The following is a 25,854-nucleotide window of genomic DNA, read 5'->3' as shown; positions in this document are numbered from 1 at the left end:
TCCACCTCTCCTTCATCCCTTATAATGGTAAATACACATGAATAAGGAGAGTGATGGTATGTTTTTTACTTATCTACTAGCGTTCTTTGGGATCTGCATCGGGTCGATGATCGTCGCTACTGGTTTCGACGATTCACCGTTCCTCACCCGGTTTCTATTTAAGGCTCTTGGAATCTCTATCCTTGCTCTTTCCATTACATTTGTAAAGATCAGACGAAAGAAGTTGCAGAAAAAAAAGCGAAATAGACTTAGTTGACCAATCTGCTTCCCATCAAATTGTGCACCAAAACAAGACCGATACCCCAACAATCGCCCCTGCGTATATCCACTGTTTCCTTTTGATGCTCCGCTTTTTTTCGATCAGTAAAAAGATCTCTGGCAAAAAGATGATGATGATTTCTAGGATAAAGACAAGATAGTAAACAAGCGGCATCGGCTGGAAATCAAACTTTCTTGCATCTCCTCCAATCGTTGCGAAATACATCAACAGATTGGTCACGGGAATGGTAAAACAAACGAGCAGGCGGAGAACATAGATCCACACATATTCCTTATGCCGAATGAGGCCAACAAATGAAGCAATAAGGCCATACAAAAACAAGATCACTGTACCATAACTCATGACAGGCTGTACGACAAACCCGTAAAACATTAAACCAATTGCAACCATATTCCAACAGTCCTTTCTTTGAAGCCATACATGCTGTTTTTTTCTATCATACACTTCTTTCTCCAGTTTCCATATGGGGCAATCATAAAAAATGACCCCATTAAAGGGGCCATTATGTGTTAAGCATTGACTGATTTGAAGAATTGCGGTAAATGCTCGCGATGTGCTTCAAGCATTTCATCTAAAATTTGCTTTGCAATTTCGTCAGATGGAACGAGCGGGTTGATGGTCATTGCAACAAGAGCCGTCTCGTAATCTCCAGTCACAGCCGCTTCTGCTGCCACACGCTCGAATGATTTGATTTGTTGAACGAGCCCTCTCACAGCTACAGGCAGATCACCTGTCGCTATTGGTTTTGGTCCATCCTTCGTAATGATACAGTTTACTTCAACCGCTGATTCAGCCGGAATGCTGGCAATCGCCCCTCTGTTCACTGTATTGACTGGTTGAATGTCGTGCTTATCATTATAGATGGAGCTGATTAAGTTACAGGCCGCATCGCTGTAATATGCCCCGCCTCTTTTTTCGAGCTGCGGTGGTTTAATCGACAAATCAGGATCTTTATAGAGCTCAAATAATTCCTGCTCGACCTGCTGTACAACCTCTGCTCGTGTTCCTTTCTCTTGAGCCGCCTTTTGCTCTTCTTCCAGCATATCTTTCGTTTTATAGTAATAGCGGTGATACGGACATGGGATGACCCCTAATCCTTTCACAAAAGAAGGCTCCCAGTTTTTCGCTTCAATGTTTCTCATGGACCACTGGCTGTTCGGATTTCCTAGTTCATCAAGCACTTGATCCATAATGCTGATCCCGTCTAAATATACGTCTAATCCATAGACCATGTGGTTGAGACCGGCAAACTGTACTTCGATGCGTTCAACGTCTACATCAAGCGCCTTGGCAATCCCCATTTTGATCCCAATCGGCACATTGCATAGACCAACCACTTTTTTTAGATTCGTGTAGCGTAAAACAGCTTCTGTGACCATGCCCGCTGGATTTGTAAAGTTCACAAGCCATGCGTCTGGGCAAAGCTCTTCCATATCCTTCACAATGTCTAAAATGACTGGGATGGTCCGAAGGCCTTTAAATAAACCTCCTGGTCCGTTCGTTTCCTGACCGATGACGCCGTATTTAAGCGGTATTCTTTCATCCTTTGCCCGTGCTTCCAGCAGTCCTACACGAAATTGTGTCGTCACAAAATCTGCATCCTTCAAGGCTTCCCGGCGATCAAGAGTCAGGTGTACCTCAATCGGCAGACCCGCTTTTTCAACCATACGTTTCGCCAGAGCGCCTACGATGTTTAACTTTTCCTGACCCGCTTCAATATCCACAAGCCATAATTCCTTTACAGGTAATTCATGATATCGTTTAATAAACCCTTCGACGAGCTCAGGCGTATAGCTCGATCCACCGCCTATTGTGACAATTTTGATTCCTTCTTTCATGAATTGACACCTCCGAGTTGCTTCATTTTTTCATGGAGCTCGATGATTTCCGCTGCGAGCTCCTTGACAGTCATTGCGTTCATAAGATGATCCTGCGCATGAATCATTAAGAGGCTAATATCCGTCTTTTCGCCCCTGATTTCTCCTTGGATCAGCTCTGTCTGTGCGTGATGCGCCTCATTTAACGCGTCTTGTGCTTCCTGCAATTTTTGCTTCGCCCCATCAAAGTTTCCTTGTTTTGCACATGTAATGGCCTCCATCGCGGAGCTTCTGCCATTCCCGCCGTGCAGGATGAGTTGAAACACAATTTGTTCCATTTCCATCGGCCGCATCCCCCTTGTTCCCTCTATTACATGCTGACGACATTTTCATCAGTTGATGCTTTTGTTTCTAGCTCACTTTCTTCTTTCAATTTCTGCTTATCCCACATTCTAAAGAATGGATAGTATAGAGCAAATGACAGCGCAAGGTTAATCAGCTGCATGACAGCACCAGAGATTTTGCCGCCTGTGGCAAGATAGCCTGAAATGATTGGCGGCATGGTCCATGGGACAGCGATCCCTGCCGGTTTTGCCACAAGCCCTGTGCTCATTCCGATATATGTGGTAATGATCATCATGATTGGCGTAAGGATAAACGGAATGAGGAGCATTGGGTTCATCACAATCGGCATTCCAAAAATGATCGGTTCGTTGATGTTAAAGATGGCTGGCCCAATGGCAAGGCGGCCAAGCTGTTTCATTTGTTTACTTCTGGCACGTAAGATCATGGTCAGCACCAAAGCAAGCGTTGCGCCGCTTCCGCCGACGTTGATGAAGATTTCAAAGAACTGCGCTGTGAAAATATTCGGCAGCACTTCTCCTGCTTGGAATGCAAGGCGGTTCTCATCCATTGCACCGAGCCAAATTGGCCCCATGACGCCCCCGACAATGGTAGCTCCGTGAATACCACATGCCCAGAGGAGCATTTGCACACCCATCGCAACGATACTGCCGCCTAAGCTGCCACCAAGAATCGATAGTGGTGTGCCAATTAAGACCGTGATGATATTATGAATACTCTCAAAAGGTGTCATCTCAATCACAAGTCTAGCGACCCAGATCAGTGTGATGACCACAAAACCTGGAATAAGTGCAATAAACGATTTACTGACTGCTGGCGGTACACCATCAGGCATTTTAATGACGATGTTCCGCTGAACAATAAAGCGGTAAATTTCAGTTGAAAGCATGGCAATAATCATGGCAACAAATAAGCCTTTACTGCCCATCAGTGTGACAGGAATTCCCCCGCCCACTAGGATAGCTTCTGTTGAGCCTTCAGGTGTGAAAGGTACTTGATATGGTGTAGCCAAAAGGAAAGCCGCAACAGCGATCGCACCAGATGATAGTGCATCAACGGCATACTTTTCAGCAAGCCTGTAAGCAATCCCAAAGGTTGCAACGAGTGCCATAATGTCAAAGGTTGCATTCACAGGATAGGATAGTTTCGTGGCCCATTCTGCTCCAAAGATACTTGCCATAAAATCGCTGTATCCTGGGATCGGAAGGTTGGCTAAAATGAGAAACAGTGAACCGACAATAATGAGAGGCATGGTTAAAACAATTCCGTCACGCAATGCTTGTAAATGTCTTTGAGCGGCAATCTTCCCTGCAAACGGCATGACCTTCTCTTCTAGAAATCGGTTGAATCCATTCATCCCCTCCGCCCCCTTTATCCGTTCACTAACTGTTCAGCAGATTTTAAAACCTCGGCGCCATTACATACGCCATAATGCACGGTGTTAATTACGTCTACTGGTATTCCTTTTTCTTCTCCGAGCTTTTTCATTTGTGGTAATAAATATCGAACCTGAGGTCCTAATAAAAGCACATCGGCTTGATCAATATGATTTTTCGCAGAATCTCCAGATACTGCCCAAATACGATATTCTTTTCCTTGTTCTTGTGCGCTTTTCTCCATTTTTGTGACAAGTAAGCTTGTGGACATACCTGCTGCGCAAACCAATAAGATGTTCATGTGTAAACGCCCCCTTTTCAAAGTGTGAAGCTATTCTTTACACATTCATCATATTATGAAACCGCTTTCATAAACACCCATACTTTTTCCTTTAGGAAGCGGAAAAAGTTAAGATCACACAGTTAGTTCTTGTACGAAGGTGCCTTTTTATACATGATATCAAGCATGTCTTCAAATGTATCACAGGCGATCAGGTGCTGAATGAATTTCACATTATGCACAAGCTCCCCAAGCAGACGGTACATGCCTTTTAAATCTTTGGCATTCTCTTTTTCGACACAAAGCAGGCAGACAAATTGAACCTTTTTTTCTCCCCAAATGATTGGTTTTTCTAATGTACATATCGCCCAAAACGTCTCATCTGTCAGCGGCGTCATCGGGTGCGGGATCGCTGTATAATGTCCGAAAGAGGTAGGGGCAGCCTCTTCCCTTTCCATGACAGAGGGTGAGAGCTCTGCTGGCGCTAAGCCCATATCGATGACTTTTTGCGTTAAAAAGGTGATGACCTCTTCCTTTGTTTGAAAGGCGCGTTTTGTAAAAACCAATTCCTTTTTCATATATTGAGAGGCCAATGTCACCCTTGTTTCACTCGTCAGGGCTTCTTCAATTTTTAAAAAATCACCGCCTCCCAAAATGGTGTTCACTTGAATGACTGGAACCGGTAAATCCATATGAATTGGGATCGTTGAAATAATCAAATCCAGGGCATGCAAAGAGACATGCGGAAGCGAATACAGCTCTGCTGTTCCTAAAATGGTCAGCTTTGACCCGAATTGTGACCGCAAACGATCCTGCAGCAGCCTTGCACTCCCTGCACCAGACGCACAGACAATGAGACACCGCTTCGGCGGGATCTCCATTTTCCTCCGCTCTAAAGCCGCACCAAAATGAAGCGCCATATATCCGATTTCATTCTCATGAATACTCAGCCCCTCCTCTTCTTCAAGGACCCTGCTGGCGATAATCCCCGCTTCAAAAGCAAGGGGATACCCCGCTTTTATTTCATCAAGCATCGGATTTCTTAAGTTCATTCCATATTTACATCGGTTTATCGCAGGCTTTAAGTGCAGACTCAATCCAATCATTAGTTCCGTATCGCCGGCTAAATCAAGCTGCAATTTTTGATCAATGGCCTTCAGCATGAGCTGTACAAGCCGGCTCGTGTCATCATCTACAATTTGTTTTTGACCGCTCGAGGAAAAGGACTGTACCATTTTGGCTGTTCCTAGCAAATGAATGGTGATATAGACGATTTCCTCTTGTGGAAATGAGACATCCAGCAGCCCTTCTAGACGCTCCACCATTTTTTTAGCGACCTTGTATTCCTTTGCCCGCGGAATATCGTTGATTTCCTCTGGAAGAACAGATACATAGTTTCCGTGTCTAATTCGTTTGCAGGCAATGGCAACATGAACGATTAAATTATTCATGCAAATGTCTGATAGATTCATGCCTTCCTCATTGATATAATCAATCATTGTTTTCTGAATCAATTCGAGTTCATGCTTTGGCAAAATCGTGACCGCTGTGTTCAGGATCGTTTGATAAGAACGACGTTCATTGAATAAATACTCTGACATGCAATAACGGATTTTCATCTCTGATCCCTTGATCCGGCAGCCTTTGCTCGGCTTCGCTTCCAGCTTCAGATCAAAGGGCTCCAGCTTACGTTTGACCGATTTCACATCGTTGCTCATCGTTGATTTACTAATAAACAGCTGCCCCTGTAAATCCTCAAGCTTCACATAGGATTCTGCCAAAAGAAGCCTTTTTAAAATATACCGAACACGCTCCTCTGGCAGCACAGCAAACGGCTCTTCCTGCTCGACCTCCTCCTTCATAAAACGGCGAAAGGCATTCTCATCGTTGATCAACAGCTCATAGCCAGCTCCTCTAACAGCTGTTACAGCCGCTTGGTAAGGGGCAAGACGGTCGTTCAGTTCCTTGATGTCTGTACGAATGGTGCGGCTTGTCACTTGTAAACTGGCAGAAAGTGCAGCGCTTGTGAGCGGGGTCTCAGCTGCCATGAGCTGACTTAAGATGTGCGCCAGTCTTTTACTCAGCATCAGATCGGCCTCCTTATGTAGGGATGGAGAATCTGCCTTGTCTGGACAGGTTGTATACGCTTGCAGTTCTCTTCATTACTCATATTCTACTGAAATGAAATAAAAATTGCCAACTCATTTATATGACAAATGCCCCTATTTATACAACTAACCATATCTAATGTCCTATGAATCTTTTTGGAAGATACTTGCGAAAACCATGAAAAAAAGGCGTACACCTTCGTGTATCCGCCTTCTTTATGAGGAGACCTGCTGCGTAAAGACAACCAATCTTTTTTCATGCGTACCTGCTGCATGATCAAATGTCCCTGTACAAGTGATTAAATTGAGATTCCGTGTAAAGGCGTATCCAAAAAACGCATTGGGCTTCTCTTTACGCGGATAGCTTCTTACTTTTATGACTTCAAAGGTTCGCTTTTTTCCTGATGAGGACGTGACGATCACCTTGTCTCCCTTTTCTAGCTCCTTTAATCGGTAAAAAACAGATGGACCCCATTTATTATCTACATGGCCATTCATAACGGCATTCCCTTTATCTCCTGGCTTTGGACCATCTTCAAACCAAGCCGTATTGTCTGTATCTTGAGGGACACCCATACTGCCATCCTTTGATAAAGCTGTTTTCTCCACCTTTGCTTTGACATCAATCGCAGGAATGGCAATTTCAGCTGGGACAATACCAGAGGGCTCATCTTTTAATGTATCGTGTGAGTGGCTCTGTTTCTCAGCTTGACTTGTAGTCATTTCATTAGAAGCTGGTATGTTTTTTGAGGATGACGATTCATCCATTGCCTGGGATGAACAGCCTGTGATGATGAAAAGCGAAAGAATACTGAACAGCCAATTCTTCATCTAAGCCGGCCTCCTTTTGAAGAAAGGAACGGCACGATTGTGCACGTTCCCGCCTGTTTTTATGAGTTAGAATTTGATGCCTTACGGCGAATGAGGAAGAATGCACCTGCCACGCCGCCTGCTAGGATCAAACTTGCGATCATTCCCGCAAATGCTTCATAGGACATGCCTAAAGGACCGGCTGTGCCTCCCATACCTGTTTTCGGCATTTCATTAGGCATGTTGGATTTGAACAGCTCGGGATGCTGATCAACAATTGCTGCTGCGACATCCTGTCCAACCATGAACATATGACCGTAAGCCTCTCTCACTGTCGGATAAAGCTGATCATATTCGCCATTATGATAAGACGTATATGTTTTGATCAGCTCATCAATATGTGTTTTCAAACCAGCCTCCAAATCAGCTGCCTTTAAACGTCCATCTGTTGCTTGATCTAGGAATTTCGCTTGCTTCATTCGATACGCATCTAAATCTTTGACAGCCTTTTCTTTTGCTTGATCATCCCCTGATGCATCCGCATTGACATAATCAACTAAGTAACCGATATGGCTTGACCAAATGTCTTTGAATTGTTTTCCTGCATCCTTACCATAAACGGATGCAATCGCATCAGATAAATCATTTGTGTTTTCATTTAAAGCCGCTGCTGCTTGCTCAAAGTCCTTGCTGCCATCATTTCCTTTTTGCATGGCAACTACCGCAAGTGCCAAATGCTCTGAGAACAAGTAGTTTAAATCTTCACGAAGATCCGCTGCTGGTGTATCTACTGACTTTTTATCAAATTTCCCAGGAAATTGATCTGTGATGGCCCAAGACACGCCTTTTCCTACCTCAAACATATGATGAATGGATTTTCTAACCGTTTCATAGGTCGTATCAAAATCCTTTTCAGTGTAGCTGTCAAATGCTTTTAGCAGTTCATTCACATGCATCTTCAAACCTTCTTCAAGCTCACTTGCTTTTAGTCTGCCGTCTGTTGCTTGATCGAGCATATCGGCTTGTTTCATTCGATATTGATCAAGCTGCTTCATCGCTTTCTTTTTACCTGCATCATCTTTTTTCGCTGTGGCTTGTACATAGTCAACAAAGTAGCCGATATGACTTGACCAAATGTCCTTGAATTGTTTGCCTGCTTTTTTTCCATACACGGAGGCAATTGCATCTGATAAGTCATTCGTGTTGTCATTTAAAGCCGCCGCTGCTTGATCGAAGTCTTTACTGCCATCAATTCCTTTTTGCATCGTGATCACTGCTAAATAGGCATGCTCTGAAAACAGCTGATCTAGTGCTGCTCGAAGATCTGTTGCTTTATTTGACACCTCTTGTGACGAAGACGTCTTCTTCGCCTCCCCATGCATATGTCCTTCGTGTGCACTTGCGCTATGAGCCGCTGGGAATAGTAACGCTGCGCTCAGTGGAATGGTTAACATTGCTTTCTTCATGTTCATTTTTTATTTCCTCCTCTTTCCGTTTGTTATGTACTTAACGGAGAGAGGGATGAAATGGATCATTCAATTCTTTTATTTTTTCTTACAACGCAGGATCTGTATGTTTGCATAAAAAAAAGCCGGATTATCCGGCTGATACGTTACGACGTTTAGATGCTTTTCGCTCTTTATATATTTTTCTCACCAATGGGTAAATCACAGGTGCCCATTTGACAATTTGTTTCAGCCATTTTTTCATATTTCTCCCGCGCCTCCTTATTGTCATTCTTAAAGGACGATTCCCCATCTTGTCATGAAATAAACAGGTGCGGGAGAGCAGGAGTTAAATCACGCCTTGTGCGATCATGGCATCTGCCACTTTGCGAAATCCTGCAATATTTGCTCCAACCATGATGTTCCCTGAGTGTCCATATTCGTCTGCTGTCTCTGTACACTGACGATAGATAGATTGCATCATCTGTTTCAGCTGAGCATCTACTTCTTCAAATGTCCAAGATATTCTTGCACTGTTTTGTGCCATTTCCAGTGCTGATACACCTACTCCTCCAGCATTGGCCGCTTTTGCTGGCGCAAACAAAATACGATTCTCTTCAAATACTTTGACCGCCTTAAGAGTGGATGGCATATTGGCTCCTTCTCCTACAGCGATGACACCATTTGCCACAAGCTGCTGTGCATGCGCCTCTGATATTTCATTTTGTGTTGCACATGGCAGCGCAATATCACAAGGAACGGACCAAATTTGTTCGCAATCTTCAATTAATTCAGCATGCGGATGAATGTCTATGTATGCCCCAATCCGCTGATTCTCGACTTCCTTCAGCTGCTTGATGGTCTCAAGTGCAATCCCTTGAGGATCATAAATCGCTCCGCTTGAATCACTGCAAGCCACAACCTTACCACCTAATTCGATTACCTTTTCCATTGCATAAATAGACACATTTCCTGAGCCCGATACAACAACTGAACGCCCTTCAAATTGGAGCCCATGTGCTTTCAGCATTTCCTCCATGAAGTACACCAGTCCGTAACCTGTCGCCTCTTTTCTCGCTAAGCTTCCTCCGAATCCAGGGCTTTTCCCCGTGAGTACACCCGCTTCATAAGCACCACGCATTTTCTTGTACTGTCCGAACATATAGCCAATTTCGCGTGCTCCTACACCAATATCACCTGCTGGCACATCTTGATCAGGTCCAATATACCGGCCGAGTTCACTCATAAAGCTTTGAACGAAACGCATGATTTCTCCATCGGACTTCCCTTTAGGGTCAAAATCCGATCCGCCTTTCCCTCCGCCAATCGGCATACCAGTCAGTGCGTTTTTAAAGATTTGTTCAAACCCTAAAAACTTGATAATGCTTGCATTGACGGTTGGATGAAAACGAATGCCTCCTTTATAAGGACCGATGGCACTATTGAATTGAACCCTAAACCCTCGATTAACTTGTACTTTTCCCTCATCGTCTACCCATGGCACTCGAAATACCACCAATCGCTCAGGCTCAATGAGTCGTTCTAAAATGCCCTGTTTTTCATACTCTGGGTGCTTCGCAAAGACTGGGACGAGTGATTCTAGAATTTCTTTTACGGCTTGCTGGAATTCCTCCTCGCCGGGATTTCGTTTTTCCACCTCTTCTAACACACGGTGGATGTAGCTTTGTGCTGTTTGTGCTGCTCGATCTAAGGTCAACATGTCGCATCTGCCTCCTTGTAGATATCTCCACACATTTAATTGTTAGATTTTCTAACGCATATTGAGATTAATTTAACACCAATTGTAAAATCTGATCAATATTGATAACAGATGAAAATGATGCCGAATTGAGATAGATCAAGCAGCCGCAGCGATTGTCTTAAAAAGAAGCGCTCAAGGAATGACTTATGTGCTAGAAATGAACACACGGATATTTCTCGTCCCGTTTTCTTTGACAAATACATGAATCATGCTGAATTTCTAGCTGGTTTTCCATTGAAAAAAGGGTCAAAAGTTTGATCGGATACACTCAATCTTTTCGGAGCTTTCCGCCTCTTTTTCGATCAGGTAACACAACACAAAGCCAATATAAAATAGAAGACGATGGAAAGTTAATGAGACCGACAATGCCCCAGAACCATTTGTAACGCCCTCTTTTCTTTGCATCCATAAATAAAAGAAAGCCCTGTGCAAACAATAACGGCAAGACGCACAATAAGATGATCATTTCCGTCTGACTCATAAGGAAGACCCTCCTTTGATATGTTGATATTCCTTGTAGCCAACAATAAAGCAGATGGGTACGCTCACTATTTGGAGAAGAATGAAGATGATAGGCAAATGGGTAATGGCAGCTGCAAAGAGTGCCAGAATGGTCAAACTGATCAGAATGTATGCCAGTACTTCTTGTTTAAAACGCCTTTTCTCTTGTTCCTTCGCCTGTTTCAGTATCATCATGACAGCCTGCTCACTTGGCTTTTCCACTTCAATTTGTTCGTCTAGCTGCCGCAGCTCTTCTTTTAAACGTTCGGTCAAACGATCTTCCTTCATAAATCCCACTCCTTTCGAATTTTCTTTAATCCATGATGAACCCTCGATTTCACAGTGCCTTCTCTCATTCCGAGCATTGAAGCAATTTCTGGATAGGTAAAGCCATAATAATAGTGCAGAATAATCGGTGCTCTCTCCTGAGCCTTTAATTCATTTAAAGCATCCCACATGTCATGCCATGTGTTCCCCTTTTGCTGAACTTCCCATTTAAAGCGGCGTATGGCCCCCTGATTCGCTTTTCCTTCTCTCATTTGTTCACGTTTTCTTTTCTTCTGGTGATCTAAAAATTGCCTAGATGCAATCGAAATGAGCCAGGTTGAAAATAAGGCATCTCCTCTAAATGAAGAAAGTTTCATATATGCTTTCAGCATCGTTTCTTGCATGATTTCCTCTGCCAGCTCTTGTTGAAGGGTCAGCTTCAACATATATCGGTAAAGAAAGGAATAGTGATGCCGATAAAGGGCTGTAAACGCGGCATCATCCCCCTGTTTTGCCCGCTGAATCAATAATGTCTCTTCTGTCTGCTCCAAACACGCCCCTCCCTTCTTTTCTTCTCTTATTCATGAGACGACACGGATGACAATATCGTTTAAAATAGATCTTATTTTTTAGCATATCTCCTATAATTCTCATTTCATATCCAATTTTTTCTTATGTAATGATTATGGCATTCCTTCTTCTCTAACAAAATGATGCGTTCGTAATCATCTTGATTTTCTACCAAACGGAGAGGCTCCTCTCCATAATCATGATGTCATCCTCATACCTATCGTCAATGGTCCTTATCTCATGAAGATGAAAATGAAATAATCATTGGCTTAGCTTCCTAGAAAATCATGGAATACGCTCCTTCTATTCTTAGCCGATGATACCTTTTTGCATGCTATGCTCTTCCTACATTCCAAATGAGGCGATGCTTGTGAAGAAAGGAGGATTGGTTGAATCACAGCTTATTTTGGAAACGTTTTCATTAAAAACAAAATAGAATGGAGATGTTGAATTTGAAGAGAAAAGTTCCAATGTTAGCCGGCGTGTTAGCTGTCGGTCTCGTCACTTCATTATTTGCACCAAACGGGGAGGCAAAGGCAGCAGCCAAATTCCCAGAAAGCCCTTCTATTATGGCCAACTTTAATCAACAAGGCTTCTCCACATTAAATGGCGGCACAACAGGCGGTGAAGGCGGTAAAACTGTGACAGTCAAAACTGGAAATGAATTATTGGCTGCCCTCAAAAATAAAGGAACAAACGAAAAATTAAAAATTGTTGTCGACGGGACGATTACCCCCTCTAATACATCAGCCAATAAAATCGATGTGAAAGATACGAATAATGTCTCGATTGTCGGTAAAGGGACGAACGGCGAATTTAATGGCATTGGCATTAAAGTATGGCGTGCCAATAACATCATCATCCGCAACTTGAAAATCCACCACAGCAAAATCGGTGACAAAGATGCCATCGGGATTGAAGGCGGTTCTAAAAACATATGGGTCGATCATAATGAACTGTACAACACATTGAATTCTGGGAAAGATGACTACGATGGTTTATTTGATGTGAAAAATGACTCTGACTACATTACCTTCTCGTGGAACTATGTACATGACAGCTGGAAAACAATGCTTATGGGCAGCTCCGATAACGATAACTACAATCGAAAAATTACGTTCCACAACAACCGCTTTGAAAACCTAAACTCTCGTGTACCGTCTATGCGCTTCGGGGAAGGACATGTCTATAACAACTATTATAAAGGCATCCTGACAACTGCCATTAACTCACGTATGGGCGCGAAAATGAGAATTGAACACAACGTGTTTGAAAACACCAAAAATGCGATCGGAAGCTGGGACAGCCGTCAAGTTGGAACATGGCATGTCATCAACAACTCGTATATTAACAGCACAGGCAGTCTGCCAACGTCTTCAACAGGTACGTATAACCCTCCTTATAACTACTCTTTGCTTAACGTGAACAATGTTAAATCAGAAGTGATATCAAATGCAGGTATTGGGAAAGTAAACCCTTAAACCACAAAACGTTCGGGCAGAGATTTCCTGTCCGAACGTTCTTGTCATTTCATTCATTTATATTGTAGAAAACGGACGATCCATTTCATACAGCTTTTGATAACGCGTGTTTTCTTTTAGTAAATCCTGATGCTGACCCTGCATCTCAATGCGCCCGTCTTCAATAAACATGATGCGGTCACACGCCTCACAGCCAGTCAGGTGATGGGTAATCCAAATAACTGTTTTCCCTTTTAACACACGGAAGATGGTTTCAAGCAATTCACGCTCTGTCCGTGGATCAAGTCCAACAGTCGGTTCATCTAATACAACAACCGGCGTGTCCTGAAGCAATATCCGAGCTAACGCCATACGCTGTCTTTCTCCACCTGAAAATCGAACCCCTGTCTCCTGAACACCTGTATGATAACCTTCTGGCAAAGACTCAATGTAATCATGCAGCTGCACTTGTCTTGCTGCTTCTTTTACCTGTTCTTCTGTCGCCTCTGGAGATCCTAAACGAATATTGTTTAAAACAGACGTATCGAATAAATAAGGCTGTTGATTGAGCACAGACACATAGGCAGACACCTTCTCTTGAATGCTTTGAACCGGCTTTCCTTGAATGCTGACAGCTCCTTGGTTTGGAACGACTGCTCCTTCTAACAATTTTAAAATGGTCGATTTGCCTGCACCGCTTTTTCCTAAAAGCGCGAGTGATTCCCCTTGCTTCAGAGAAAATGACAGGTCTTGAAGGACATAATGTTGCGTGTCATACCGAAAGGACACTTGATCAAAACAGACAGCTTCATCGTGAGAAATAGTTGACTGATCCACTGCCTCGTTCTCAGTTTCTCCTTCATATGACTGCTTTTCATAATGTTGCAACCTGCTGACAGCATGCTGGTAGACGGGAATATCACCTGCCGCATCTGACAGTGGAAGAAAAGCTTCTGTTAATGGAAACAGCACAAGTACAAAGGCTGCAATCAGTGTGTGTGACATGGATCCTGACTGAACGACGGAGCCGCTCCAATACACGACAAGCACGACAGCTCCCCCAATCAAGAGCTGTGCAAAAAATTGACGCACGCGGATAAATCGATGTTTGGCTGCTTCAAGCGCTAACAGCTGCGCTTCTTTCTGTTCATAACCATCCACAAAATCTTTCTGCCTGCCGCTGAACAGCCAGTCACTAACGCCCATGACTGCATCTGTTAAATGGCTGTACAGCTCATTTCTGCCTTTTTTCATTTGAATTTGTCTTGCCCGGTTCACAAGCACTGTGACATATGGGAAAACGAATACGAGAAGTGCCATATAAAGCAGCATTAGTCCAGCAAAAGGCCATGAGAAAAGGCCAAGTGCTCCAATGGATGCGGCATATAAAAGCAGTGCACCGATAGATGGAAAGATGGTTTTTAAATAAGCGTCCTGCAATCTCTCCACATCATCTGACAAGAGACCAAGCATTTCACCTGTCCCCAGCTTTGTCTGTTTGGCACTTCGTTCAGCCATGTCATACAGGCGTACACGCATTTTTTCAATCATTGTCAAAATGAGCTGATGGCTCGCCAGCCTTTCTGCATAACGGGCAGCAGAGCGCGAAATACCAAAGGTACGTACAGCCACGATTGGGACGTAAACCATTAATATATTTTCAGGTCTTGTCGCAGCTTTTGAAATGAGAAATCCCGACGTATACATCAGCATAGAAGCAGAGAATACCGCAATGGCTCCTAAAAATAAAACCAAGGCAAACAGCTTTTGATTCTCCTTGATATAAGGTATAAACCAGCCTTTACTGACCATGTGTGACCGCCCCCATTTGCTCCTGTACCAATTGATAATACACGCCTTTTCTTTGCATTAATGATTCATGTGTCCCCATTTCTGCGACGGTCCCTTGATCCATGACAATGATTTCATCCATGTCCGGCATCCAATGGAGTCTGTGTGTCGCTAAGAACACAAGTTTATGTTCAAACAGTGGAAGCATTGTTTTCTTCAGTTCATACTCTGTTTCAATATCGAGGTGCGCTGTTGGTTCATCTAACAGCATAATGGACCGCTGGCCTAGCACCGTTCGCGCAAGCGCAATTCTTTGTGCCTGTCCGCCGCTTAGCTCTCTTCCCTGTTCTCCAATGACTTCATCCAAGCCATTTGGCAGCTGCGTAACCAGCTGAGATAAGCCAGCCTCATGCACAGCTCTTTCCACTTCTTCGTCTGTTGCATTCGGTTCATAAAAACGAATGTTTTCTCTTAATGTCATGTGAAATAAATAGGGATGCTGCGGCATATAGACAACTTCCTTTTGCCATTCCTTCATCTGTAAATGAACAAGCGGCTGGCCGTTTAGTGTAATTTGACCCGAAGACGGTTCAACAAAGCCGCCGAGGACATCGGTTAATGTCGATTTTCCTGAACCACTGGCACCAATGATGCCGATTTTTTTCTTCCCTTTGACAGTCAGATCCACATCCTGAATGGAATAAGGGGCATGTGCATCATGCTGAACACAAACATCCTGCAGGGTGAGCACGGATTGTTCATCCCACTTATTCAGCTGCACAGATTGTGTCTCCTGCGCGCGGAAGCCCTTTTCTTCTAAAATGACCTGCATGGCTTCATTCGCTTCTTTTCCATTTAACGTCGCATGATAATCATTTCCTACTTCACGTACTGGCAGGAAATACTCCGGCGCCAGCATAAGCGCCGTCAAAGCCGGCAATAACAGAAGCTCTCCTTCAATTAATCGCAAGCCAAGGAAAACAGCGACGGTTGCAATCGATAGCATGGAAAAGAAATCGAGGGCAAATGATGACAGAAAGGCGACCTTCAGTGTGCTCATCGTCGCTTTTCGATATCGCTTTGACACTTCCGCAATATTACGGGAGTGTTTTTTGCTGATCCCTAAGTAACGCAGCGTCTCAAGCCCGCGGAGAGAGTCAGTAAAATGATTGGATAATTTCTCATACGATCTCCATTGTTTGGCCGCTTTACGCTGAGCAACAAGGCCTAACAAAATCATAAAAATAATTAAAATTGGCAGTGTCACAATTAAAATGACGGCTGATGTTTCATCTAATGTCCACACATAGATAAGGACCATTGCCGGAATGACTGCCATGTTCACCATTTTCGGCAAAAACAGCTGTAAATACTGACGGTATTGAGCAATTCCTTCCATTGCTAATGTGACAAGCTTTCCTGTCCCTTTTTTCTTTGCAAAGGCAGGCCCTAATCGAAAGAGTTGGTCTAGCAGCTGTTTTCTGACGTCTGCTCCAATTCGGGAAGAGTAGGTAAACATGACCTTCTCCCGAATCAAGGTGAGACCGTGCCGCACAAGAAAGGCAGCAAGAAACAGCAGGACATAAGGCGTTGCCTGCGAGAGGCTTTTCCCGTCAAACAGCGTGGTAATGGCATGTGCCAGCCACTGTGCTTGGAAAATAATACTTGCTCCTTGGATGAGTGACACAATACCTAAGAGGGCAAGAAGCCCTCTCATTCCTTTTAATTGAAGCAAACGTTTATCCATTAGTAGGTCATTGGCTCCTTACCGCTTACACGTTTACGGAAGACGTAATAGCTCCAAATTTGATACCCAAGCACAAAGGGCAGCAATGAGATGGCAACAATCGACATCACCGTTAGTGAATAAGATCCAGATGCAGCGTTTTGAATGGTCAGATCAAATGTATGGTTGATTGAACTAATCATGACGCGCGGGAACAATGCAGTGAAAAGCAGAGTCACTGTCAACATGATGCCTGCGCCAGTGAATAAGAATGTCCAGCCATCGCGTTCTTTTCTCATCAAAACAAGAGCTGCAACATAACAAATCACAATCAACATAGTTAACGGAATGGTGATCATCGGGCGTATGGTATAAATGTCTGTTTCAATAATGGACACACCGACAAATATAACAAGAACGGGCAATGCAATGAGCAGGACACGCTGCCCAAGTTTTCTTGCACGATCTCTTAGATCACCCTCTGTACGAAGTGTGACAAAAATCAATCCGTGCAGAAGGCAAAGAACCGTCACAGCTACCCCGCCGATAACTGAATAAAGATTCACAAAGTCCGTAAAACCAGCGTACATGTTCATGTCTTGATCAATTGGCATCCCGCGTAAAATACTCGTGAATAACACACCGAGCAAAAACGGCGGAAGCAGACTGCCAAAGAAAATAATCCAGTCCCACGTCTTAATCCAAGAGGCTTTCTCAACTTTCCCTCGGAATTCAAAGGCGACTCCCCGCCCAATGAGCGCTAAGAGGAGAACCGTAAACGGAATATAGTATCCGCTGAACATCGTGGCATACCAGTTAGGGAATGCAGCGAAAATAGCGCCGCCAGCTGTAATCAGCCAGACCTCATTCGCGTCCCAGAAAGGGCCGATCGTATTAATTAAAATGCGGCGCTCGTGCGCATCCTTTCCAAGCAGCTGCATGGACATCCCGACACCAAAATCAAATCCTTCTAAGAAGAAAAATCCAACAAACAATACTGCGACAAGAATAAACCAAAGCTCGTTAAGATATGCCATGATATGCGCCTCCATCAAATGGATCTGTAGACAGGTCCGTTTCATCCTTTTGATCTGTATTCCCTTCAGAATGTGCACCTTTTTTAATTTCTCGAATGAATAAGTAGGCAAGCACAATGGCAAGAATCAGATAAATCGTCGTAAAGCTAATGACTGAGAATAACAGCATGCCATACGATACGTTCGGTGAAATCGATTGAGCCGTCGTCATCATCCCAAAGACCGTCCACGGCTGACGCCCAATTTCGGTCATGATCCAGCCAGCTGAGTTCGCAATAAACGGGAACGCAATCATCCCTACCATGAAGCGTAAATACCATTTGTTCTTTTCGAGTTTCTTTTTAAAGCTCAAGTACAAGCCAAGCATACTAGCAAAAATCATCAGCATTCCGGCACCGACCATGATTCTAAAGCTCCAGAATGTTGTTTTCACTGGTGGGATATAGTCTCCAGGGCCAAACTTGGCTTCATATTCTTTTTGAAGTGTCAGCATACCTGGAACATCTCCACTGAACTTCGAATAAGCCAAATAACTTAAAGCAAACGGAATATTGATCTCCGCAGAGTTTTCTTTTTTATCTGTGTCAATGTTGGCAAATAACGTCCAAGCCGCTGGATCTCCACTATCCTTCCAAAGGGCTTCACTTGCTGCCATCTTCATTGGCTGTGCTTTCATTAGATGCTTCGCTTGATCATGTCCAGAGAACGCTACACCAATACCAGCAATTAAACCAAGGATCATGGCAATCTGGAATGACTTTTTAAAAAATACGATTTCTTGTTTTTTGACCATTTTATAGGCACTAACTCCTGCTATAAAGAATGCTCCCGTTGCAAGCGCACCAAACACAACGTGTGGGAATTCAACCCATAGCTGAGGATTCGTGACCAGTGCACCAAAGTCATTCATTTCTGCACGGCCATTTTTCATCACAAATCCGACTGGCTCCTGCATAAATGCGTTTGCTACTAAAATCCAGAATGCTGAGAAGATCGTAGCAATTGAAACAACCCAAATACACAATAAATGAATCTTCTTTGGCAGACGATCCCAGCCGAATATCCAAAGTCCAATAAATATAGATTCAAGGAAAAAGGCCAAAAGCGCTTCAATAGCAAGTGGTGCACCAAATACATCACCGACAAACCTTGAATAATCTGACCAGTTCATCCCAAACTGGAATTCCTGCAGAATCCCTGTTACCACACCTACTGCAAAGTTCAGTAAGAACAGGTGACCCCAAAACTTCGCCATCTTTTTATAGATGTCTTTTTTCTTGACGACATAAAGGGTCTGCATCAATGCAACGATAAACACCAAACCTATTGACATAGGAACAAAAATAAAATGAAATAATGTCGTTGAAGCAAATTGAAATCTTGCTAAAAACAGCTCACTCACAGCCTTACATCCTCCCTTACTTTCACATGCCGAACGATTCATGCTCACCATTTCACAAAATATTCACTATTTGTTCAATGTTTCACAAATAAAAGCCCATTTGAAATGGTTCACTCGGTGAAATTTTACTCTTGATTTTCATTCGGTTAGTTATTTATACCTGTACTTTACACCCATACGCTTCAAAAATAAAGTAAATTTTACCTAAAATTTGGATGGTATTGTGTCAGTTGTTTGAATACTTTGTCAAGAATATGTGACGGGAAATAAACAACCGCAAAAAAAATAGCGCTGCATGTGAGCCGCAGCGCTTTGTTTCTATTTTAAGCTTTTTGCTGTAAAGCAGGTCTCGTGACTTGTACTTCATAGTACGTAATTTTGTTTTTTAATAGGCCTTCAGGTTTCGCTTTTCCATGTGCGTGTGCATCTCCAAATGCCTGAGATTTTGTCCAGTTCACAAAGTCTTCTTTTCGATTCCAGCGGGTATGAATGGTCACTTCATCATAATCGGTTGTCTGCTGTGTGACCCATACTTCCATGCCTAAAAATCCTTCCATGAATTCTACTTGTCCCTGCTTGTTAAAACGCTTGACGAGGTGGTCTGCACTGCCTTTTTCTACTCTAACCTGGTTGTTTACAATGATCATGTTTGATTCATCTCCCTTTTGTTGTTGGATCGAAGCGATTGGGATAATGAGCGGATGCTCTCCATCTAAGTGAACCTCTGCCTGAATCCCAAAAACCTCTTTGAAAAAGTTTTCTGTTAATACTTCGTTTGGTGTCCCTATTTGGTATACCTGACCACGCTTCATCGCAATCAGGCGGTCACAATATTTTGCTGCCTGCTGCAGGTCATGAAGAACCATTAAAATGGTGATCCCATGCGTTTCATTCAGCTGTTTGAGCAGCTCCAGTAAATCAAGCTGATGCGCAATATCTAAGTAAGTGGTAGGCTCATCCAGAATAATCGTCTCTGTCTTCTGAGCCAGTGCCATGGCAATATACGCCTTCTGCCTTTCTCCACCTGACAATGTATGCAGCATCCTGTTTTCATTCACGCGGCTATTTGTCACATCAAGCGCCCACTCTATCGCTTCCTGATCTGTCTTCGAGCTCTTTTTCCAGATCGAACGATGCGGACTGCGTCCAAGTGCGACCAGCTCACGTACTGTCATCGATGGGATGGCCGTTCTCGTCTGCATCAGAACGGCGATTTCCTGTGCAATCTCCTGTGCAGTCATTTCTTTTTGCGGTATATCGTGAATATAAATCATGCCGCTTTCAATCGACGTAAGGCGTGCGGCCGCTTTAATAAACGTCGACTTCCCTGACCCATTCGGTCCAATAATTCCTGTTACACTTCCTTTAGGCACAGCTGCTGAAATAGATGACAATCGAAAGCCTCCTTGACTGAGGCTCACGTCATCCATCGCAATCACATCCAACTTAACCCCTCCCTTTCTTTTTTAATAAATAGAGGAAGAAAGGTGCACCGATACAGGCAAGCAGAATACCAACAGGCAGTTCAACCGGTGTAAACCATACCCGTGCTGCTGTATCAGCAAAGACCACAAGTACGCCGCCGCCAAGCATTGAGATCGGCAGCAGGTACCGGTAGTCATCTCCAATTAAAAGACGGATAAAATGAGGGACGACAAGACCGACAAATCCAATTAAACCGCCCACGCTTACAGCTGCACCCGCCAAAAGCGCCGCCAGTGCAATTAAGAAAAATCGGGTTCGCTCGACTCTAAGGCCGAGCAGCTGCGCTGACTCATCACCAAGCAAAAGGAGATTTGCCGGCTTGATCGCAAAAAAACAAAGACACAATCCAGCAAGCGCATAGGGTGACACAAAGCTCAGATGATGCCAGCTCCGTCCATTTAATCCTCCTGATAAAAAAGGCAGAACAGCCTGCACACGCTCACTATAAAGCACCATCAGCCCATTCATGACTGCACCAAGCAGGGCATTAACTGCCACACCCGCTAGAATCAACTTCAGTGGTGAAACTCCTTGATCAAATGACAAAATATACACAACAAGTGCCGCTAATAAAGCGCCAAGGAAGGCAGCCGCTGGAAGCAGATATGTGAATTGCGGAAACACAATCATGCTGAGTACAGCAGCTAACCCACCGCCAGCGGTCACACCGATGATGCCAGGGTCAGCGAGTGGATTTCGAACGACTCCTTGTAAAATTGCCCCTGATGCTGCGAGACAGGCCCCGACGATGAAACCTATGAGAACGCGCGGCAGGCGTAAATCCATGACGATTTTTTCATGGACTGGCTGGCCTGTTCCCGTCAAAGCAGCGATTAAATCTGGCAGCGATAATTGAACAGAACCTAATGCAAGCCCTAGGCATATGCCCACACCTAGTGAGAAAAGCAGTCCCGGTATAAGCCATCTCCGTCTCGACTGTCTTTTTTGAAAATCTAACTCTGCATTCACCTTCATGATGACAATCGCTTCAATCTCTTCTCTAGTTCATCGATCGCCTTTATAACGTCTGCGCCTGGGTTCGTCCCGAATAAATCACTAGGCAGAATCTCCACGCGGCCATTTTTGACAGCTGATACGTCGTGCCATGCTGCATTCTGTTTCATTTCACTCATAAAGCCCGCTTTCACATCGTCAGGATTGCTGTGTGTCATGAGCAGAATGAGATCAGGATCGGCTTCGATCACCTTTTCTGCATTGATTTGGGCGTATTGAGGGAATTTTTCGAGTGCCGGTTCATTCTCAGCGATGTTTGCACCCCCAGCGATGTGCAGCAAATCTCCACTCAAGGATTGAGGAAGTGCCGCCATATATGTGCCGGGTGCACCGTACACAACGAGTGTTTTCACTTTTTTCTTAGGCTGCTTGACTTGCTTTTTCCGCTCATCAATTTGATCATTGAGTGCTTTAGCCTTTTGCTGTTTCCCAAGTAAATCCCCAAATAACGAGATTTGACGCTGGATGTCCTTCACTGAATTGGCGCTTGTCAAAAGAAGCTGTGAACCAATTCCTTCTATTGTAGAGATGTCCTTGCTGTTTAATTGTTCATTTCCAAGCACCACATCAGGCTTTAAGCTTGTGATCAGCTCTACATCAAATTGATGCGTTGTGCCAATCGTTTGTACAGACTTTGCCTTTTGTAAGCTGTCTGGTAACTCGGCGGTTGGCCGGCCGACCGCCTCACCGCCTAAAGCATACAAAATACTCATGTCCCCGGTCGACAATGCGACGATACGCTGCGGGGATTCATCAAACGACAGCGTTCTTCCGGTAAAATCCTTTATCTTCAGCGCTCCTTGCCCGCTCCCTTTCTCTACAGGTGCTGCCTGACTGCATCCGCCAAGGAGAAGCATCAAGACGAGTCCCGCCAAGATCACATATGAAAATTTCAACCGTCTGTCTCTCCTTTTCTAGTAAACTTTCTTTAGCTTTGCCTGTACCACGAGACGCCCGTTTTTAGGTGCTAGCACATGATCACAGGTCGATAAGGTGAGGATGAGATCATCTGTAGACACGTCTGTCTTCGTTTGATAGATTGATTTCTTCCGCACAGCTTGCAAGTAATGCGCGTATTCGCCAAGATCTTGAAAATCGGTTTGAATATAGTCGAAGTCAACCGTCGTTTCATACACAGCAAAAATCTCCGCTTCATAGCTTTGATACAGTGTATCGTACTGAAATGTCCGGTGCTCTTGGAAGAAATCTTTTTTTAGATAGTTTGTGAGTCCAGCGAACATGGATCCATCCCTCATCCGATGGCCGTACACCACTGTATTTGGGCTTTCATGCAGGACATCATTACGATAATCCATAAAGATACTGCCTGCCCGGGTGTCGTTTTTTAAATAATTGCGAGTTAAGTAGAACGCATTATCGTGAGATTGAACAATCGGATACTGAATCATCGTGTCTTTCATATTGATCCAGCCGACAATGTCCTCATTCACCTTCCGCAGCTCATCAAATGACGAACGGATCTTTCCCGGCGCCCGTTTTTCAGTCATTTCTTCTTCATGTCCATACATCGTCTGGGCCTTTGCAAGCACCTGGCGATTTTGATAATAACCGAAAAGTTCGAAGCCGATGGCTGTACCGCTATAAATAAATACTCCTAAACAAACGATCGTCAGCATCCGCTGCCAGAGCCGTTTTCCTCGTTTCACACTATCTCACCTGCTTTTTGCACAGCTTATATACCAACAGGCACGATGTACATCCCTGTTTCTGCATCCTGTCTAATCGTGACAGACACATCATAAATGTGCCGCACGTTTTCCTCTGTTAACACATCGTTTGGCTGTCCTTCACTGATAATCTGTCCATCCTTCATCGCTATGATGATATCGCTGTAGCGGACAGCCTGATTCATGTCGTGCAGCACCATGACAATGGTTAATCCATGCTTGGCATTCAGCTCACGAATCAGCTCAAGAATGTCAAATTGATAGTAGATATCCAAATAGGTTGTCGGTTCATCTAAGAAAAGGATTGGCGTTTTTTGCGCAAGTGCCATCGCAATCCATACACGCTGCCGCTCTCCACCTGACAGTGAGGCGAGCGGCACCTTTCGTTTTTCCGTTAGCTTTGTACTGGACAGCGCCCACTCTACCGCTCTCTCATCCTCTTCCTTGTCTCCTCCGCGCATCGTCTGGTAAGGCGTTCTGCCAAAGGCCACGACCCGTTCGATCGTTAAATCAAGCGGCGCCTCATTTTGCTGATGGACGACAGCGAGCTTTTTTGCCAGCTCCTTTGGCTTGAACGCATTCAGCGCATGCCCGTCTAAGTGAATTTGCCCTTTATTTGGACAATGATTATTCGCCATTAAGGAAAGCAGTGTGGATTTTCCCGAGCCATTTGGACCGATAATGGTTGTGATTTTTCCCTTTTCAATCTGTGTCGTGACCGATTGAACGATGTCCTTCTGCTGGTCATATGAGAATGACACCTCACGAATGTCCATGGAGACGGTCCCCCCTTCTTAATAAAAAGATCAGAAACGGCCCGCCAATCACGGCCATGATCGTAGAAGCAGGAATCTCATTTGGTGCCACAAGCGTCCTGCCAAGCGTATCAGCCGTCAAAATAAGCAAAGCCCCGCTTAACGCAGAAAATGGAATCAGTACCCGGTGATCTGAGCCGACAAGCCTTCTTGAAATGTGCGGAATGAGCAAGCCGACAAAGGCTATCACACCCGCTACTGCAGCTGTCACCGCCGCAAGTAAAACAGCTGTGATGGAAATCAAAAGGCGCATTCTGGTCACACGCAATCCTAAATTTTTCGCTGTCTTGTCCTGAAGAGCCAGGAGGTTGCACCATCTGCTGAAGAAGAGTGCAACGACAAGGCCGACGACACCATAGACACCGATTAATCGGACATCTCCCCATGTTTTCATCGTGAGATTCGACTGTCCCGACTGATTAATCGTGATATTGAAATAGCTGCAAATGGTCACAAATGCTTCAGCCATTCCAGTAAACATGGCATTGATCGCGATCCCAACCAAGATCATGCGGATCGGGCTTAAACCACCTTTCCAAGACAGAACATACACGAGGAAACACGCAATAGCCCCGCCTAATACCGAAAATAAAGGGGAGTAGAAATAAAATTGAGGAAGCGCTGTAATCGCCATTAATGAAAAGAAGCTGGCTCCTGATGAAATGCCAATGACTCCGGCATCAGCTAACGGATTCCTCATGACTGACTGCAGCAGTACACCGGAGACAGATAAGGCGGCCCCTGTAAACATCGCGATAAGCATGCGGGGAATTCTCAAATCTTTAATGATTTCTACCTGTGCATGTTGACCGGTGATGAGCCCTTCTAATAATTCAATTGGGGTGACATGAATGCTCCCAGTAATGGCTGAATAAATAAACACGCAGACCAGTAAGAGACTGACTATCAGAAATAAAATCCCTGTTTTTTTCATCTTGAACGTCCTTTTATCATTAAGATTCGCCGCTTATGACGGATACAACATACGAGTCAATTCATCTAATGCTTCTGCTGCCTTTAAATTGCCTGTTGTCCCAAATAAGCTTTCTTCGAGGTCATACACCCGGTTTTGTTTAACCGCATTGAAATGTTTCCAGATGTCATTTGTTTTGAATTCTTCATCAAACATGCGAACGACTTCGTCTGGCATCCCATGTGCGGCCCGGAGAATGATATCTGGATTGGCTTTTTGTAAATATTCCGTATTGGATGCCAAATACTCCATTTTCTCGCCTCCCACAATATTCTTTCCTCCTGCGATACGCACAAGATCACCAATATATGAATTCTCTGTCGCCACCAAATAACTGCCTGGCACACCAAGTAAAATCAGAACGGACGGCTTACGTTTTCCTTTCGTCTTCTCTTGTATGTCTTTCTTTTTTTGCTCAAACTCAGACACAATGCGTTCAGCCTGTTTCTTTCTGTCATACTGATCTCCGAGCTTCGTGATAGCCTTCTCCATGTTAGCCATGCTCTCTAGATTTAAGTATGTGGCAGGGACACCTGCTTGCTGAAAGGGTGTCTCTAAATCATATTGAAGGGTTGTGACAGACAGGACATCTGTCGGTTGAAGTGATTGGATGATTTCCATATCCGGGCTCATTGGGTTGCCGACTTCCGGCAGTCCTTTGTAACGAGCTGGCAAGGGTTTTTGACTTGTTGGCACCCCGACAAGATCCACCTCTAAAGCATCCATGATCTCCGCAGCAGCTACAGTCGTTGCTACAATGCGCTCACTTGATTCTGCGCTTTTTTTGCCTTTTGCTGAGCTTTCTGCTGACTGTGAGCAGCCCGATAAGATCACGCACACACTGAGAGCGGCGATCAAGGTACATAACATTCGATGCTTCAAAA

General features: G+C 44.3%; 25 protein-coding genes. 1 reads left to right on the top strand and 24 read right to left on the bottom strand.

Annotation, left to right across the window (positions count from 1 at the left end):
- Window positions 1-271: 271 nt before the first annotated feature.
- The 13 genes from MHI60_RS08590 to sigY all read right to left on the bottom strand — a co-directional run bounded on the left by MHI60_RS08590 (window position 272) and on the right by sigY (window position 11,560).
- The gene (locus tag MHI60_RS08590) at window positions 272-670 is read right to left on the bottom strand and encodes a hypothetical protein (RefSeq protein WP_095410071.1); all 399 of its coding nucleotides are present in this window, start codon (window positions 668-670) and stop codon (window positions 272-274) included.
- A 119-nt stretch (window positions 671-789) separates the two neighbouring features.
- Window positions 790-2,118: a 6-phospho-beta-glucosidase gene (locus MHI60_RS08585; RefSeq protein ID WP_144484003.1), complete on the bottom strand. Its 1,329-nt coding sequence runs from the start codon at window positions 2,116-2,118 to the stop codon at window positions 790-792.
- Window positions 2,115-2,441, bottom strand: coding sequence for a PTS lactose/cellobiose transporter subunit IIA (locus MHI60_RS08580; RefSeq protein WP_144484006.1), 327 nt, complete (start codon window positions 2,439-2,441; stop codon window positions 2,115-2,117). Before MHI60_RS08580 ends, MHI60_RS08585 begins: the two co-directional genes overlap by 4 nt.
- 26 nt (window positions 2,442-2,467) lie before the next feature.
- A complete protein-coding gene (celB, locus tag MHI60_RS08575) occupies window positions 2,468-3,817 on the bottom strand; it encodes a PTS cellobiose transporter subunit IIC (protein ID WP_024423868.1) in 1,350 nt (449 codons plus the stop codon).
- 14 nt (window positions 3,818-3,831) lie between these two features.
- Complete coding sequence (locus tag MHI60_RS08570; RefSeq protein ID WP_024423869.1) at window positions 3,832-4,137, bottom strand: PTS sugar transporter subunit IIB; 306 nt, start codon at window positions 4,135-4,137, stop codon at window positions 3,832-3,834.
- Between the two features lie 122 nt (window positions 4,138-4,259).
- Entirely contained in the window at window positions 4,260-6,203 is a 1,944-nt protein-coding gene (locus tag MHI60_RS08565) for a BglG family transcription antiterminator (protein ID WP_144484009.1), read from the bottom strand.
- Window positions 6,204-6,440: 237 nt separating this feature from the next.
- Window positions 6,441-7,055: a class F sortase gene (locus tag MHI60_RS08560; RefSeq protein ID WP_095409884.1), complete on the bottom strand. Its 615-nt coding sequence runs from the start codon at window positions 7,053-7,055 to the stop codon at window positions 6,441-6,443.
- 59 nt (window positions 7,056-7,114) lie between these two features.
- The gene (locus tag MHI60_RS08555) at window positions 7,115-8,506 is read right to left on the bottom strand and encodes a copper amine oxidase (protein WP_144484012.1); all 1,392 of its coding nucleotides are present in this window, start codon (window positions 8,504-8,506) and stop codon (window positions 7,115-7,117) included.
- Window positions 8,507-8,630: 124 nt separating this feature from the next.
- Window positions 8,631-8,744 (bottom strand): hypothetical protein, encoded by a 114-nt coding sequence (locus tag MHI60_RS08550; RefSeq protein ID WP_223251037.1) that lies wholly within the window; start codon window positions 8,742-8,744, stop codon window positions 8,631-8,633.
- Between the two features lie 84 nt (window positions 8,745-8,828).
- Window positions 8,829-10,199, bottom strand: coding sequence for an NADP-specific glutamate dehydrogenase (gdhA, locus tag MHI60_RS08545; RefSeq protein WP_111291606.1), 1,371 nt, complete (start codon window positions 10,197-10,199; stop codon window positions 8,829-8,831).
- Between the two features lie 310 nt (window positions 10,200-10,509).
- Entirely contained in the window at window positions 10,510-10,722 is a 213-nt protein-coding gene (locus MHI60_RS08540; RefSeq protein WP_039182469.1) for a hypothetical protein, read from the bottom strand.
- Window positions 10,719-11,030, bottom strand: coding sequence for a DUF5345 family protein (locus MHI60_RS08535; protein WP_144484015.1), 312 nt, complete (start codon window positions 11,028-11,030; stop codon window positions 10,719-10,721). The genes MHI60_RS08540 and MHI60_RS08535 overlap by 4 nt, the downstream gene beginning before the upstream one ends.
- Window positions 11,027-11,560, bottom strand: a complete 534-nt coding sequence (gene sigY / locus MHI60_RS08530; RefSeq protein ID WP_144484018.1) for an RNA polymerase sigma factor SigY — start codon at window positions 11,558-11,560, stop codon at window positions 11,027-11,029. Before sigY ends, MHI60_RS08535 begins: the two co-directional genes overlap by 4 nt.
- 462 nt (window positions 11,561-12,022) lie before the next feature.
- On the opposite strand from sigY, the gene MHI60_RS08525 reads away from it, so the two are divergent.
- Window positions 12,023-13,060, top strand: coding sequence for a pectate lyase (locus tag MHI60_RS08525; protein ID WP_240193778.1), 1,038 nt, complete (start codon window positions 12,023-12,025; stop codon window positions 13,058-13,060).
- Window positions 13,061-13,117: 57 nt separating this feature from the next.
- Here MHI60_RS08525 and cydC read toward each other — a convergent pair whose 3' ends face one another.
- The 11 genes from cydC to isdE form a co-directional block, all read right to left on the bottom strand.
- A complete protein-coding gene (gene cydC, locus MHI60_RS08520) occupies window positions 13,118-14,851 on the bottom strand; it encodes a thiol reductant ABC exporter subunit CydC (RefSeq protein WP_144484021.1) in 1,734 nt (577 codons plus the stop codon).
- The gene (gene cydD, locus MHI60_RS08515) at window positions 14,841-16,577 is read right to left on the bottom strand and encodes a thiol reductant ABC exporter subunit CydD (RefSeq protein WP_111291608.1); all 1,737 of its coding nucleotides are present in this window, start codon (window positions 16,575-16,577) and stop codon (window positions 14,841-14,843) included. The genes cydC and cydD overlap by 11 nt, the downstream gene beginning before the upstream one ends.
- Entirely contained in the window at window positions 16,577-17,593 is a 1,017-nt protein-coding gene (gene cydB / locus MHI60_RS08510; RefSeq protein ID WP_144471759.1) for a cytochrome d ubiquinol oxidase subunit II, read from the bottom strand. Before cydB ends, cydD begins: the two co-directional genes overlap by 1 nt.
- Window positions 17,580-18,995, bottom strand: a complete 1,416-nt coding sequence (locus MHI60_RS08505; RefSeq protein WP_111291610.1) for a cytochrome ubiquinol oxidase subunit I — start codon at window positions 18,993-18,995, stop codon at window positions 17,580-17,582. Before MHI60_RS08505 ends, cydB begins: the two co-directional genes overlap by 14 nt.
- A 323-nt stretch (window positions 18,996-19,318) precedes the next feature.
- Window positions 19,319-20,440 (bottom strand): heme oxygenase, encoded by a 1,122-nt coding sequence (gene isdG, locus MHI60_RS08500; protein ID WP_144484024.1) that lies wholly within the window; start codon window positions 20,438-20,440, stop codon window positions 19,319-19,321.
- Window position 20,441: 1 nt separating this feature from the next.
- Window positions 20,442-21,455: an iron ABC transporter permease gene (locus MHI60_RS08495; protein ID WP_144484027.1), complete on the bottom strand. Its 1,014-nt coding sequence runs from the start codon at window positions 21,453-21,455 to the stop codon at window positions 20,442-20,444.
- A complete protein-coding gene (locus tag MHI60_RS08490) occupies window positions 21,452-22,390 on the bottom strand; it encodes an ABC transporter substrate-binding protein (protein WP_111291612.1) in 939 nt (312 codons plus the stop codon). The genes MHI60_RS08495 and MHI60_RS08490 overlap by 4 nt, the downstream gene beginning before the upstream one ends.
- Window positions 22,391-22,408: 18 nt before the next feature.
- Window positions 22,409-23,161, bottom strand: coding sequence for a class B sortase (gene srtB / locus MHI60_RS08485; protein ID WP_144471751.1), 753 nt, complete (start codon window positions 23,159-23,161; stop codon window positions 22,409-22,411).
- Between the two features lie 26 nt (window positions 23,162-23,187).
- Window positions 23,188-23,958, bottom strand: a complete 771-nt coding sequence (locus tag MHI60_RS08480) for an ABC transporter ATP-binding protein (RefSeq protein ID WP_095409896.1) — start codon at window positions 23,956-23,958, stop codon at window positions 23,188-23,190.
- The gene (locus MHI60_RS08475) at window positions 23,945-24,931 is read right to left on the bottom strand and encodes an iron ABC transporter permease (protein WP_095409897.1); all 987 of its coding nucleotides are present in this window, start codon (window positions 24,929-24,931) and stop codon (window positions 23,945-23,947) included. The genes MHI60_RS08480 and MHI60_RS08475 overlap by 14 nt, the downstream gene beginning before the upstream one ends.
- 33 nt (window positions 24,932-24,964) lie before the next feature.
- Window positions 24,965-25,852, bottom strand: a complete 888-nt coding sequence (gene isdE, locus MHI60_RS08470) for a heme ABC transporter substrate-binding protein IsdE (protein ID WP_095409898.1) — start codon at window positions 25,850-25,852, stop codon at window positions 24,965-24,967.
- Window positions 25,853-25,854: the final 2 nt, after the last annotated feature.

Source organism: Bacillus sp. FSL K6-3200 (assembly GCF_038630485.1).
Taxonomy (GTDB): Bacteria; Bacillota; Bacilli; order Bacillales; family Bacillaceae; genus Bacillus; species Bacillus safensis.
The sequence above is the reverse complement of the archived record's forward strand: the minus strand, read 5'-3'. Positions and strand labels throughout refer to the sequence as shown.

What these genes read in the sequence shown, in the direction of transcription:
- MHI60_RS08570 (WP_024423869.1), bottom strand. Translation starts at nt 4,137, where the DNA reads ATGAACATCTTATTGGTTTGCGCAGCAGGTATGTCCACAAGCTTACTT.
- MHI60_RS08525 (WP_240193778.1), top strand. Translation starts at nt 12,023, where the DNA reads ATGTTGAATTTGAAGAGAAAAGTTCCAATGTTAGCCGGCGTGTTAGCT.
- gdhA (WP_111291606.1), bottom strand. Translation starts at nt 10,199, where the DNA reads ATGTTGACCTTAGATCGAGCAGCACAAACAGCACAAAGCTACATCCAC.
- MHI60_RS08495 (WP_144484027.1), bottom strand. Translation starts at nt 21,455, where the DNA reads ATGAAGGTGAATGCAGAGTTAGATTTTCAAAAAAGACAGTCGAGACGG.
- MHI60_RS08480 (WP_095409896.1), bottom strand. Translation starts at nt 23,958, where the DNA reads ATGGACATTCGTGAGGTGTCATTCTCATATGACCAGCAGAAGGACATC.
- MHI60_RS08550 (WP_223251037.1), bottom strand. Translation starts at nt 8,744, where the DNA reads ATGAAAAAATGGCTGAAACAAATTGTCAAATGGGCACCTGTGATTTAC.
- MHI60_RS08560 (WP_095409884.1), bottom strand. Translation starts at nt 7,055, where the DNA reads ATGAAGAATTGGCTGTTCAGTATTCTTTCGCTTTTCATCATCACAGGC.
- MHI60_RS08555 (WP_144484012.1), bottom strand. Translation starts at nt 8,506, where the DNA reads ATGAACATGAAGAAAGCAATGTTAACCATTCCACTGAGCGCAGCGTTA.
- cydB (WP_144471759.1), bottom strand. Translation starts at nt 17,593, where the DNA reads ATGGCATATCTTAACGAGCTTTGGTTTATTCTTGTCGCAGTATTGTTT.
- MHI60_RS08540 (WP_039182469.1), bottom strand. Translation starts at nt 10,722, where the DNA reads ATGAGTCAGACGGAAATGATCATCTTATTGTGCGTCTTGCCGTTATTG.
- celB (WP_024423868.1), bottom strand. Translation starts at nt 3,817, where the DNA reads ATGAATGGATTCAACCGATTTCTAGAAGAGAAGGTCATGCCGTTTGCA.
- cydC (WP_144484021.1), bottom strand. Translation starts at nt 14,851, where the DNA reads ATGGTCAGTAAAGGCTGGTTTATACCTTATATCAAGGAGAATCAAAAG.
- MHI60_RS08475 (WP_095409897.1), bottom strand. Translation starts at nt 24,931, where the DNA reads ATGAAAAAAACAGGGATTTTATTTCTGATAGTCAGTCTCTTACTGGTC.
- cydD (WP_111291608.1), bottom strand. Translation starts at nt 16,577, where the DNA reads ATGGATAAACGTTTGCTTCAATTAAAAGGAATGAGAGGGCTTCTTGCC.
- MHI60_RS08590 (WP_095410071.1), bottom strand. Translation starts at nt 670, where the DNA reads ATGGTTGCAATTGGTTTAATGTTTTACGGGTTTGTCGTACAGCCTGTC.
- MHI60_RS08535 (WP_144484015.1), bottom strand. Translation starts at nt 11,030, where the DNA reads ATGAAGGAAGATCGTTTGACCGAACGTTTAAAAGAAGAGCTGCGGCAG.
- MHI60_RS08580 (WP_144484006.1), bottom strand. Translation starts at nt 2,441, where the DNA reads ATGGAAATGGAACAAATTGTGTTTCAACTCATCCTGCACGGCGGGAAT.
- MHI60_RS08585 (WP_144484003.1), bottom strand. Translation starts at nt 2,118, where the DNA reads ATGAAAGAAGGAATCAAAATTGTCACAATAGGCGGTGGATCGAGCTAT.
- MHI60_RS08565 (WP_144484009.1), bottom strand. Translation starts at nt 6,203, where the DNA reads ATGCTGAGTAAAAGACTGGCGCACATCTTAAGTCAGCTCATGGCAGCT.